At 62.8% G+C, this 12,284-nt stretch carries 11 protein-coding genes; 6 read left to right on the top strand and 5 right to left on the bottom strand.

Annotation, left to right across the window (positions count from 1 at the left end):
* Positions 1–80 precede the first annotated feature (80 nt).
* The 4 genes from ABH922_RS25605 to ABH922_RS25590 all read right to left on the bottom strand — a co-directional run bounded on the left by ABH922_RS25605 (position 81) and on the right by ABH922_RS25590 (position 4,477).
* Positions 81–1,172, bottom strand: a complete 1,092-nt coding sequence (locus ABH922_RS25605; protein ID WP_424809864.1) for an alcohol dehydrogenase catalytic domain-containing protein — start codon at positions 1,170–1,172, stop codon at positions 81–83.
* A 52-nt stretch (positions 1,173–1,224) separates the two neighbouring features.
* Positions 1,225–2,223 carry a 1-phosphofructokinase gene (gene pfkB / locus ABH922_RS25600; protein ID WP_424809863.1) on the bottom strand — a complete coding sequence of 333 codons (999 nt, stop codon included), beginning with the start codon at positions 2,221–2,223 and terminating at the stop codon, positions 1,225–1,227.
* Positions 2,220–3,008 carry a DeoR/GlpR family DNA-binding transcription regulator gene (locus tag ABH922_RS25595; RefSeq protein WP_424809862.1) on the bottom strand — a complete coding sequence of 263 codons (789 nt, stop codon included), beginning with the start codon at positions 3,006–3,008 and terminating at the stop codon, positions 2,220–2,222. Before ABH922_RS25595 ends, pfkB begins: the two co-directional genes overlap by 4 nt.
* A 134-nt stretch (positions 3,009–3,142) precedes the next feature.
* Positions 3,143–4,477 (bottom strand): FGGY-family carbohydrate kinase, encoded by a 1,335-nt coding sequence (locus ABH922_RS25590; protein WP_424809861.1) that lies wholly within the window; start codon positions 4,475–4,477, stop codon positions 3,143–3,145.
* Positions 4,478–4,645: 168 nt separating this feature from the next.
* On the opposite strand from ABH922_RS25590, the gene ABH922_RS25585 reads away from it, so the two are divergent.
* From ABH922_RS25585 to ABH922_RS25560, 6 genes are all read left to right on the top strand, one after another.
* Positions 4,646–5,479, top strand: a complete 834-nt coding sequence (locus ABH922_RS25585; RefSeq protein ID WP_424809860.1) for a class II fructose-bisphosphate aldolase — start codon at positions 4,646–4,648, stop codon at positions 5,477–5,479.
* A gap of 106 nt (positions 5,480–5,585) precedes the next feature.
* Positions 5,586–6,623 carry a class II fructose-bisphosphate aldolase gene (gene fbaA / locus ABH922_RS25580; protein ID WP_424809859.1) on the top strand — a complete coding sequence of 346 codons (1,038 nt, stop codon included), beginning with the start codon at positions 5,586–5,588 and terminating at the stop codon, positions 6,621–6,623.
* Between the two features lie 482 nt (positions 6,624–7,105).
* Positions 7,106–8,292, top strand: a protein-coding gene (locus ABH922_RS25575) for an IS3 family transposase (RefSeq protein WP_424809858.1) whose coding sequence is annotated in 2 segments (ribosomal slippage) — positions 7,106–7,367 and positions 7,367–8,292 — 1,188 coding nt in all. Because the reading frame shifts where the segments join, the coding sequence is not laid out codon by codon here.
* A 7-nt stretch (positions 8,293–8,299) separates the two neighbouring features.
* Positions 8,300–9,388 (top strand): pyruvate dehydrogenase (acetyl-transferring) E1 component subunit alpha, encoded by a 1,089-nt coding sequence (gene pdhA / locus ABH922_RS25570; RefSeq protein WP_424810313.1) that lies wholly within the window; start codon positions 8,300–8,302, stop codon positions 9,386–9,388.
* Positions 9,382–10,359, top strand: coding sequence for an alpha-ketoacid dehydrogenase subunit beta (locus tag ABH922_RS25565; protein WP_424809857.1), 978 nt, complete (start codon positions 9,382–9,384; stop codon positions 10,357–10,359). The genes pdhA and ABH922_RS25565 overlap by 7 nt, the downstream gene beginning before the upstream one ends.
* A gap of 18 nt (positions 10,360–10,377) precedes the next feature.
* Positions 10,378–11,127 carry a biotin/lipoyl-containing protein gene (locus ABH922_RS25560; RefSeq protein WP_424809856.1) on the top strand — a complete coding sequence of 250 codons (750 nt, stop codon included), beginning with the start codon at positions 10,378–10,380 and terminating at the stop codon, positions 11,125–11,127.
* Between the two features lie 12 nt (positions 11,128–11,139).
* On the opposite strand, the gene ABH922_RS25555 is transcribed toward ABH922_RS25560, so the two are convergent.
* The gene (locus ABH922_RS25555; protein ID WP_424810312.1) at positions 11,140–12,255 is read right to left on the bottom strand and encodes an IS630 family transposase; all 1,116 of its coding nucleotides are present in this window, start codon (positions 12,253–12,255) and stop codon (positions 11,140–11,142) included.
* Positions 12,256–12,284: the final 29 nt, after the last annotated feature.

Below are 12,284 nucleotides of genomic sequence, written 5' to 3'. Positions count from 1 at the left end.
GCACACCGGCCGCGTCGTTACCTTGGTGCGGTGAATTCTGTGCAGCGAAAATTATTTGACGATACGCATAGGCGAAGTTCTCATTCCGGTGCGCTGCTCGGCGGCAGCAGCGACACCTTGACCGATTCGCTGCCGCTGCCGACGAGGTCGAGTCCCTTCTGGAACTCGTTCAGGGGCAGCTGGTGGGTGCAGATGCGATCCATCGGCAGGGTGCCGGATTCGATCATCTTGATGGCCGTCGGCCAGCAGTGCGGACCCAGGTGGGCGCCGAGGACGTCGAGCTCTTTGACGTCGCTGATGATGGACCAGTCGACCGAGACCTCGTTGGCGAAGATGCCGTATTCGACGTAGCGGCCGAGCTTGCGGAGCAGGTTCAATCCCTGCGACACTGCCGAGGGGTGTCCGGTGGCTTCGAGGTAGACGTCGGCACCGTATCCGTCGGTCAGATCGCGCACGATCTGTTCGGCGTTCTCCTCGGTGATGTTTACGACGATGTCGGCGCCGCAGGCGCGGGCGAGATCGAGCTTGGCCGGGGCCAGATCGAGGGCGATGACGTGAGCCGGGCTCTTGGCGCGGGCTCCGGCGATCATGCCGAGACCGATGGGGCCGCAGCCGGCGACCACCACGACGTCACCGAAGCTGATCTGGGCACGCTCGACGGCATGCAAGGCGCAGGAGAGCGGTTCGGCGAACGCGGCATGCGCGGCGGGAATGTCCTTGGACACCTTGTGCACGATCGCGTCGGCCGGGTAGATCATGTATTCGGCCATGGCCCCGTTGACCACTCGCCGAAATCCGTAGATACGGTGCGGGGCGCACATCCAGTACTGACCGCGCTGGCAGTACCGGCACTTCCAGCACGGCACGATCTGCTCGGAGACCACCCGGTCACCTGCGTCGACGCCCCACCGCTCGCGGCCCTGGTCGTCGATCGCGACGATCTCGCCGACAAACTCGTGGCCTGGCGTCACCTGCAGGTCGACGTTCGGGGGCACCGGGCCGTCGCCCCAGTACATGTGCGCGCCGTGGTAACACTTGAGGTCGCTGGCACAGATGCCGACGGCCTGAACTTTGACCAGTGCCTCGCCGGGGCCGGGCACTGGGATCGGGAGCTGTTCGAGGCGGTAGTCCTCGCGGCCGTAGATCACAACTGCTTGCATGGTGTTCGTCATTGGGTCGGTCCTTCGTCGCTGGAGAGTAATCGAGGAGACATCAGGCTGCAGCTCAGGCACCTGTGCGCAGGCCGGGTTCGGCAGGGGTGGCGGTCGCCGCGGTGGGTGCGGGTTCGTCGTCATGCAGGATGCGGCGGCGGTCGACGTCGTCGTAGAGGGTGACGGTCACCTGCGGCGCGGTGGCCGGCGAGAACAGGGTTCCCTCGTGTTGCACGGCAGCTGCACCCCATTCCAGGGCGGTGGCCAAGGCGGTGCGGCGATCGCGGCGGCCGGCGAGATATCCGGCGAGCATGGCGTCGCCGGCACCGACGGTGCTGACGACCCGGTCGACGGGGGCGCGGCCGTAGAGGGTGCCCCCGTCGTCGACGAGGACGGCTCCGTCGGCTCCGAGGCTGGCCAGTACCGCTCCGGCGCCGCGGGCACGGACCTCGTCGGCGGCGTCGATGACGTCACCGAGGGTGTGCAGGGCCTGGCCGGTCAGTTCGGCGAGTTCGTGGGTGTTCGGTTTGATCAGGTCGGGTCCTGCGACAATGCTGGCGGCGAGCGGGGCTCCGGAGCTGTCGATGACCACCGGAATTCCTTGGCGTGCTGCGGTTTCGATAATGCGGGCGTAGAGGTCGATGGGGGCGCCAGCGGGAAGGCTCCCCCCGCACACCAGCAGGGACGCATCGTTGGTGGCGGCGGCGATCGCCTGGACGAGGCGGTTGACCTCGTCTGAGGTCAGGACCGGGCCCGGTTCGTTGATCTTGGTGACGGCCCCGTCCGGGCGGGTGAGGCTGACGTTGGCGCGGATTTCGCCGGTGACGGGGACGAAGACGGTGTCCAGGCCGGCGGTCTCGAGCATCTGGCGCAGCTGCGCGCCGACCGAGCCGCCGGCGGTGACGATGGCACGGACCGGCTCACCGTGGGTGTGTAGGGCTAGCGCGACGTTGACGCCTTTGCCGCTGGGCTCGCTCCAGCTGCGGCGACTGCGGTTGACCGAGCCGAGGACGATGTCGTCGAGAAACACTGTCCGGTCCACGCTCGGGTTGGGGGTCAAGGTGACGATCATGTGCGTTCCACACTCATTCCGGTTTTCTCCAGTTCGGTGAGTTGGGTGTCGGTCAGTCCGGTGTCGGTGATCAACAGGTCGATGTCCGTGAGGTCTCCGTGTTTGGTGCCGCTGATCGCGCCGACCTTGCTGTGGTCGGCGAGCAGGATGCGGCGCTGGGCGCAGCCGAGCATCTGTCGTTTGATCGCCGCTTCCTCCGGGTCCGGGGTGGTCAGCCCGCGGGTGACCGAGATGCCGTTGGTGCCCAGAAATGCGACGTCGACGTTGATCTCGGCCAGTGCTCTCGATGCCCAATCCCCCACCTCGGCCAGGGTTTTGGTGCGCAGGCGTCCGCCGAGGGTGATCACGGTCAGCATCGGTCGGTTCAGCAGCGCCACCGCGAGCGGCAATGTGTTGGTGTAAACGGTCAGCTCCCGGTCCCCGGGGAAGATTTCGACCAGCTGAGATGTCGTGGATCCGGCGTCGATCAGTACCGATCCCTGCTCTGGCAGGTGCGCGAGCGCGGCCTTGGCGATGCGTGTCTTCTCGGTGGTGAATTCGGTGCGCGCCTCCACCGCAGGTTCGAACGAGAGTGACTGCACGGGGACGGCGCCGCCGTGCACCCGGCGCAGCAGGCCTTGCCGTTCGAGTTGGATAAGGTCCTTGCGGATCGTTTCGTTGGTGACGCCCAGCTGCTCGGCGATCTCGTTGGCGTCGATACGCCCGCGGCTGCGCATCACCGCGATGATGCGGACCTTGCGCTCGTCGGCGTAGAGGGCGCGGGCTTCGGCGTTGTGAATGCTCATAGCAGCTGATCCTTCCGCACGCGTCGTTGGAAGTCGGCCGGGAAGGCGGAATGGCTCACCGCCGTCCCGGCCGCGGATCGGGCCGGCAGGGGCGGCGCACAGGGACGTGTCGCGTGCTGCTTGGGGAGTTGCCATCACACACACGCCGGGAAGCCGGGGGTGGCCGTCGCTCCGGCGGCCATGCTGGCCACTAGCGCCGCCCCGCGGGCACCGGCCTCGGTGATGTCCGGGCGCACCAGGTCACCGAACCGGCGACGCTTGACCTCGATCAATGCTTCGCTGCGGGACCAGCCACCGGTAACCACAAGCGCCCGATGCGGACCGGCGACCGCGCTCATCGCGTCGTGAATTTCGGCCACCTGATCGGTTACCGTCTCGAGCGCAGCCCGCCAGATCTGGGGGGGACCGTCTCCGTCGCCGGCTCCGAGGATGTCGACCCTGCCGAATGGCGGGGCGACGACCTGGACTGAGGGTTTTGGAATCGAGGTGGCAGTGGCATCGAGTTGGGGGAGGTCGTTGCGGTCTTTGCCGAGCAGCGCCAAGATCCGCTGCAGTGCAAGGCCACCCTGGGTGGCCCCAAGTAGGCACCAGTGATCGGTCACCGCGTGCCACCCGGTGGTGATCCCGGCATGCGCGAGGTCGGCAACCACCAGCGGTGAGAGCCCCGGCGTCACGGTGCGCACGAGGGCCTCGGCGGTGCCACAGGAGTCGAGTTCGTCGCCTGGTCCGTCGGCGCCGGCGCCGATGGCCGCGGCCTGATGGTCGTGACCGGCCACCGTCAGCACCGCTCCGGTCAGGCGAGCTAATCCGGCGTCCGCGCCGACTCGGCCGAGGGGCGTGCCGGCGGAGACGATCGGCGGCATCAGATCGGCCCGGGCGCCGGACCATTCGAGGGTGTCCGTCCACCAGGATCGGTCGGCGAGGCGAAGCCACCCTGTCCGCGATGCCAGCGATTGTTCGGTCGCTTCTTCGCCGCCGAGGCCCCGCACGATCCACTCGGCGACGTTGAGCCGCCGAACGGCGCTTCGTACAGCCGGGACATGGTCGACGAGCCAGCGATGCTTGGTCAGCGACCACTGCTGGCGCAGCGGCAATCCCGTGACCGCGGAGAATTCCTGGCCGGGGAGCTGCCGCTGGAGATCGGCCAACTCCGCGTGGTCTCGGGTGTCGTGCCAGGCGATGACCGGTGCGACCGGCTGCCCGTGCCGGTCGAGAAGGACCCCGGACTCGGCGAGGCTCGCGACTCCGATTCCTGCGATCTCTCCGGCGGGGCATTGCTCGAGGGCCTCGGAGAGTGCGGCGATCGCGGAATCCAAGAGTGCCTGGGCGTCGAGTTCGGTGCCGGTGGCGGTGAAGGTCCACGGAGTGTCGGCTCGACCGGTTGCCACAGCATCCCCGGCCTCGGTGAACACGACAGCCTTGCTCGTCGTGGTTCCGACGTCGAGCCCGACAAAAAACGTGCTGCTCATCTAAGGACCCTTTGCGTGTGATGTTGCTCACTTGGAAGTTAATGGATATAGTTGTCTTTCGTTGGATAAATGTCAAGTGGATGAAACCCGGCAAGACATCCCCAGCGCAGGTACGACAACCGAAATCACCTGGCACGACCCAGTGCCGTAACTGTGGGAGGACCACATATGCCACTCGCCACCACCGCCGAACTCGTTGCGTCTGCGCACAGCGCAGGATCCGGGCTGGCCGCTTACAACGTGATCACTCTCGAGCACGCCGAGGCGATAGTCGCGGGCGCCGAACGGGCCAGCAGGCCGGTGATCCTGCAGATCAGCGAGAACGCCGTCAAGTTCCACCGCGGCCAGGTCAAGCCCATCGTCGCCGCTGTCACGGCAGTCGCCCGCGAGGCCGAGATCGCAGTCTCCGTGCACCTCGACCACGTCGAAGACGAGACGCTGCTACACGCCAGCGCCGATGCCGGCGCAAGTTCGGTGATGTTCGACGCCTCCAAACTCGATTACGACGCCAACGTCGCCGCCACCAAGGCCGCCGCCGACTGGGCGCACGAGCGGGGCCTGTTCCTCGAGGCCGAGCTCGGCGAGGTCGGCGGCAAGGACGGAGCCCACGCCCCCGGCGTGCGGACCGACCCGCAAGAAGCAGCAGCATTCGCCGCCGCCACCGGGGTGGATGCTCTCGCCGTCGCCGTCGGAAGCTCACACGCCATGGCCACCCGCACCGCTAGCCTTGACTTCGACCTGATCGCACGACTTCACTCGGCGGTACCAGTGCCGCTGGTGCTGCACGGCTCCTCCGGCGTTGCCGACGAAGACCTCCGCAAGGCCGTCAGTGCCGGCATCACCAAGATCAACGTCGGCACCATCTTGAACGTCGCCTTCACCGGCTCCGTCCGCTCCATTCTGGCCGCCGATGGCACCCTCATCGACCCCCGTAAGTACCTCGCCCCCGCCCGCGACGCCGTCGCGGGCACAGTCGCATCGATCACCGTAACCATCAGCTAACCCCGACCCTCACCGGCAGCTCTTCCATGCCGTTCGACGCCCGACAGCGTTCCGTGCTGCCCCGAAAATGGCGACACGGAACGCACAAAAGCCAGGAGCATCACCCATGCCCATCGCCACCCCCGACGCCTACGCTGAAATGCTCGACCGCGCCAAAAACCACGCCTTCGCCTTCCCTGCGATCAACTGTGTCGGATCGGAAGCGATCAACGCGGCGATCAAGGGATTCGCCGACGCAGGTAGCGACGGAATCGTCCAGTTCTCCACCGGAGGAGCCGAATTCGGATCCGGACTCGGCGTCAAGGACATGGTCACCGGCGCCGTAGCCCTCGCCGAATTCGCGCACGTCGTCGCCGCTCGGTACGACGTCACCATCGCCCTGCACACCGACCACTGCCCCAAGGACAAACTCGACAGCTACGTCCGGCCACTGCTGGACATCTCGCAAGAACGGGTCAACGCCGGCAAGAATCCACTGTTCAACTCCCACATGTGGGACGGATCCGCCATCCCCATCGACGAAAACCTCACCATCGCCAAAGAGCTCCTGAAAAGGGCCGCCGCAGCCCGGATCATCCTCGAACTCGAAATCGGCGTGGTCGGTGGAGAAGAAGACGGGGTTGAGGCTGAAATCAACGACAAGCTCTACACCTCGGACGACGACTTCGCTAAGACCATCGACGCCCTCGGCGCGAGCACCCCCGATTCCCGCTATCTGCTGGCCGCGACCTTCGGGAATGTTCACGGCGTTTACAAGCCCGGCAACGTCACGCTCGAGCCATCGGTTCTCGGTCAAGGGCAACGGATCGCGGCCACCAAACTGGGACTGCCCGACGGAGCGAAGCCGTTCGACTTCGTCTTCCACGGCGGCTCCGGCTCTCTCAAGTCCGAGATCGCCGAATCCCTCCACCACGGTGTGGTGAAGATGAACGTCGACACCGACACCCAATACGCCTTCACCCGTCCGATTGCCGGTCACTTCTTCAGCAACTACGACGGCGTGCTCAAGGTTGACGGCGAGGTCGGCAACAAGAAGGTCTACGACCCGCGCACTTACCTCAAACTCGCCGAGGCGTCGATGTCCGCTCGAGTGCTCGAAGCCTGCCAGGACCTCGGATCCGCCGGGCGCAGCATCTCGCAGTAAGTCCGCCGATTCCGGTCAATCGTGAGTGAGAAAGAAGACCCATGGCCACGTCGTTGTCGATACTCGACGTTCGATCGTTCAACCCGGTCGCCGAATGGTGGGACTGGCAAAGGGCCGCTGCCGCATGAGTTCCTCGATCTTCTCCCATCCAGACCTCGAACGGGGTCAAGCCCGCAAACGACGGATCCGAGTCGCCAAATTCAGCTCCCAGCAATGCCCCGTCATCAACCAGTGCAGTCAGCATGCATTCACAGTGAACCCTACGGAATCTGGGACAGACTGGCCGAATCCGAGCGCATAACTGAACACCAGGGCGGACGCGGGACGTCAATGAACTACTCCTATCCCCATGAGCACGAATTTATAACCTTCGCCCCGCGTGGACACCTTGCAGAGGGGCGCTGTCACGTTGTGATCGGCCCACGGATTTCGGACACTGGACCCGCTTACGATAGGGATCTACTGAAATGAGTCCGACCAGCATGAGCAGATCACGGAGATCGTTCTCGACAGAGTTCAAGGACGAACTGTGCCGAGAGGTCATCGAGTCGTCCAAGCTGGTCAGCGAAGTCGCCAAGGCCTACGGGGTCGGTGACGACAGCCTGCGGCGCTGGCTCGTCAAGTACCGCGAAACCCACGGCGGTGCTGCCGACGGGGATCTCACGCTCACCGAACGCGCCCGCCTCAACCAGCTCGAACGCGAGAACCGTGAGCTTCGGGCAGAAGCGGCCTTCCTGAAAAAAGCGGCCTCGTACTTCGCGCGGGAGCCACGGTAGTGGCGAAGTACGAGTTCGTCGACTCCTACGTCACCGACGACTCCACGACCGTCTCGATAGTCGACCGATGCCGCTGGCTCGAGGTGTCGACGTCCGGTTTCTACCACTGGCGCAGCCGACCACAGTCCGCCACTTCCATCCGCAGAGATGTTCTTGCAGAACAGATTCGATCGTTCTTCGGTGCATCGAACGGAACCTACGGCTACCGCCGCATCCATGCAGATCTCGCCGCAGCCGGCGTCGAGTGTTCCCCGGAATTGGTGCGTTCGATCATGCGAGAACACGACCTGATCCCGTGCCAGCTGCGTCCGTTTCGGGTCACCACCGATTCCGCCCCGGACGGTGAACCGGTCGTTCCGGATTTGCTGCTGCGGGACTTCACCGCGGACCGTCCGGGGATCACGTTCGTCGGCGACATCACCTACGTTCACACTTGGCAGGGGTTCGTCTATCTCGCGACGGTCATCGATTGCTTTTCTCGCAAAGTCGTGGGGTGGTCTATCGCAGATCACATGCGCACCGAGCTCGTCGCGACTGCGTTGACGAACGCAGCGGCAACGACCCTCATCGAGCCGGACGCGATCTTTCACTCCGATCGCGGCAGTGTCTACACCTCTCGGGCCTACCGGACTCTGGTGAGCTCTCTGGGCATACGGTCGTCGATGGGACGGACTGGGGTGTGTTGGGACAACAGTATGGCCGAAAGTTTCTTTGCGGCACTGAAGAACGAGCGCATCTACCGAACAGTCTATCCCACCAAAGACAAAGCGCGACAAGACATCATCAAGTACATCGAAGGCTTTTACAATTCGAGGCGTCGACATTCAGCACTCGGATACCGGTTCCCGAACGATGTCCACTACAGTTACAAGCAGCTCGCGATCACGGCCTGAATTAGTCATCTCCATTGTCCGAAATCCCCGCGGCAGATCAGTTCAACCAGACGGCCAACGAGTTTACGACCCCCGATACACACCGGATGTCTCCGACATCGGGCCGACCCAGCTACAGGCCCTTTACGAGGATCTGGTCGTAGTCCGTCGCATCGATACCGAGGCTACGGCCCTGCAACGACAGGGTGAACTTGCATTGTGGACGCCGCTGCATGGGCAGGAGGCCGCGCAAGTCGGTTCGGCGCGTGCATTGCATTCCGACGACTATGTCTTTAACAGCTATCGTGAACACGGAGTGGCCTACTGTAGAGGTGTCGATCCTGGATTGATAACAGCCCCTTGGCGCGGATGCGCCCATTCAGGGTGGGATCCGAACACGGTCAATATGACCAATCCTTCGATCGTCGTCGGATCGCAGGGCTTGCACGCCGTCGGGTTCGCCTACGCAGCGCAGATGGACGGCGATGATATTGCCACCATCGTCTACTTCGGTGACGGTGCAACTAGCCAGGGTGACATCGCCGAAGCACTGGTTTTTGCCAGCACGTGGAGCGCCCCTGTTGTGTTCTTCTGCCAGAATAATCAGTGGGCCATCAGTGAGCCAGTGCACATACAAAGTCCGAGTCCGATTGCTCAGCGCGCCGCAGGCTACGGTATTCCGTCCATCCAGGTCGACGGCAACGATGTATTGGCTGTGCTGGCCGTAGCCCGACAAGCGATCAGACGGTCCCGCGAAGGGGCTGGGCCGGCGTTTATCGAGGCGATTACTTACCGCATGGGTCCACATACCACTGCGGATGATCCGACTCGATACAGGTCGAATGTGGAAGTAGATGCGTGGAGGGTCCGCGATCCGCTCGACCGGATCCGCCGACTGCTCGAAAGGAACGGATTCTTCGATGACGAGTTCGTCGCGCGTGTGCAGATGCGGTCGGATGAGGTGGCAGAACGGGTCCGGTCTGAGACGATCGGCATGCCAGATCCAGCCCCCTTGAGCATATTCGACAACGTTTACGCCACAACGCATTCCAAACTCGACAGCCAGCGCGAAGGCTATTCGTCTTACCTTGACACGCTGGAGGACTCACCATGCTGATCACCATGGCCGCCGCTCTCAACTTGGGCCTGCGACACGCTCTTGAAGGCGACTCCAAAGTGCTGGTGATGGGGCAAGACGTGGGGCGCCTAGGCGGGGTGTTCCGTGTCACCAACGACCTGCAGAAAGACTTCGGGTCCAACCGCGTCATTGATACTCCGCTGGCTGAATCTGGAATCATCGGAACGGCTTTCGGTATGGCGCTGCGTGGCTATCGGCCAGTGTGCGAGATCCAATTCGATGGATTCGTTTATCCGGCATTCGATCAGATCGTATCCCAAGTTGCCAAAATTCATTACCGCACACGAGGAATGGTCAAAGCGGGCTTGACAATTCGTATCCCATACGGTGGGGGAATCGGTGCCGTAGAACACCACTCGGAATCCCCCGAAGCGTACTTCGCCCACACCGCTGGCCTACGAGTCCTATCGCCGAGCACCCCCTCGGATGCTTACACAATGATCCGCCAAGTGATCGAGCTCGACGACCCCGTGGTGTTTCTTGAGCCAAAACGCCTATACTGGGGCAAGGGGCTAGTCGATTTGCGAGCCGATCCCGATCTGCAGCTAAACAGTGCACGAGTCGTCACTCCAGGGTTCGACGTCACCATCGTCGCCTACGGTGCATCGGTCGCAACTGCAGTTACGGCTGCAACCCTTGCCGCACAAGAAGGTCGTTCAGTCGAAGTCATCGACATACGATCGATCTCACCGATCGACTTCGCCACGATCGAAACATCAGTCCGTAAAACCGGCCGACTAATCATCGTACACGAAGCACCGGTCTCTTTCGGTGTTGGAGCCGAGATCGCGGCTCATGTGGCCCACCACTGCTTCCACCAGTTGCTGGCACCTGTGCATCGAGTGGGAGGACACGACATCCCTTACCCGCCTGCGCGGCTCGAAGCCCATCAGCTACCAGACCCAGATCGGATCTTGGATGCGGTCGATCAAATATTTATCAAGAATTGAGAGGCGGAAACAATCCACATGGCAGAGGAAGCAGAGTTCCGACTTCCAGATCTTGGAGAGGGGCTCCACGATGCCGAGTTGGTGTCCTGGTCGGTTGCCGTCGGGGACGTTGTAAGACTGAACCAAATCCTCGTCGAAGTCGAAACAGCGAAGGCGGTAGTCGAACTGCCATCTCCACTGGCTGGAACTGTGATTGCCCTGCTTTTCGAGCCCGGGGATACGGTTCCCGTCGGCTCGCCGATTATTCGGATTTCCACCGACATGCATTCAGACCACGATCCCAAAGCAGCCGTCCTGGTCGGCTACGGAACAGACGCTACCCCGCAGACGCGACGACGCAAACGCCGTCCTCCCTCTGTAGGAGACATCGCGACTGAGGGCACACCTACATCCACTGTCGGGGAACAGGATTCTCATATAGGCCGCCTTCAGCTCCGGACGACGCCGCGTAGGGATGCAGTCACCCCTTCGGGAGGCGACGCGGAGCATAACGGCTCCGCACCAACTGGCCCTTCACGCGAATCGCGTTTAAGGGCTAGCGGACACCGAAGACGGACGGCCGAGGCCATGACGAACAGTTGGCGGTCGACGCCTCATGCGACCGTCTTTGTCACCGTCGATCTCACTGAGTCGATGGCGGCGATCGATTATCTACAAGAAACCGCTCGATTCTCTGACCTCAAGTTGACCCCGCTTACGCTCACCGCAAAGGCTGCACTTACAGCGCTCGACGAATTTCCTGGTCTGAATTCTAGTGTTCTGCGTTAGAAATTAAGCATGTTAGTTATTGATTGTTTTCGTCGTGGTTGGGTTGAACTTGGCGAGGTAGTCGGCGAGGGATCTGAGGATCTCGTCAGCAGTCTTGGTCCAGCGGAAAGGACGCGGATTGTCGTTCCAGGTATCGATCCACTCGGTGATCTCGCCTTCGAGGGCTTTGACCGAGGTATGGACACCGCGGCGGATGAGCTTGTCGGTGAGCAGTCCGAACCAGCGTTCGACTTGATTCATCCAACTCGAACCTGTTGGGGTGAAGTGAATATGGAAGCGGGGATGCCTGGCCAACCATGCCTTGATCTCGGCGGTGTTGTGGGTGGCGTAGTTGTCGCACACCAGGTGCACGTCGAGGTCACGGGGTACGGCTTTGTCGATGGTGATCAGGAACTTGCGGAACTCGACGGCTCGATGCCTACGGTGCAGTGCGGAAATGACGGTGCCGTCGGCGATGTTGAATGCCGCGAAGAGGCTGGTAATACCGTGACGAAGATAATCGTGGGTGCGCCGTTCGGGAGTGCCGGGCACGATCGGCAGGATCGGTTGTGACCTGTCGAGGGCTTGGATCTGAGACTTCTCATCGACGCAGAGCACGATCGCCTTCTCAGGTGGATTGTGGTACAAGCCAACAACATCGACCACTTTCTCGACGAACAGCGGGTCGGTGGACAGCTTGAACGAGTCCTGCAGGTGCGGTTTGAGATCGAACTTGCGCCAGATCCGCCCGATCGTTGATTTGGACAGTCCGGTGTGCGCAGCCATCGACGTCCGGGACCAGTGGGTGTCCTTGCTGGGCGTCGACTCCAAGGTCGCGATGATCACGTCCTCGACCTGATCGAGCAGGATCGACGGCGGCCGGCCTGACCGGGGCTCGTCGACCAACCCGTCGAGCCGGTGTGTAATGAAACGCTGACGCCACCGGTTCACGGTCGACTCGTCGACACCGAGATCGGCCGCCGCCTGCTTGTTCGTCCCGCCTTCGGCGCAGCGCAGTACGATCGTTGCCCGCATCGCAAGGTACTGAGCGGTTTTCGCTCTCCTCGCCCACGACGTCAGCTGCGTTCGTTCGTCCTCGCTCAACACCAATTCCGCCTTCGGGCGCCCACTTCGCCCGGCATCGGCCAGTCCCTCGAGCCGCTCGGCGGCGAACTTTC

Source organism: Rhodococcus sp. 27YEA15, from assembly GCF_049739425.1.
GTDB lineage: Bacteria > Actinomycetota > Actinomycetes > Mycobacteriales > Mycobacteriaceae > Rhodococcus_F.
This window is presented reverse-complemented; position numbering and strand designations above follow the sequence as displayed.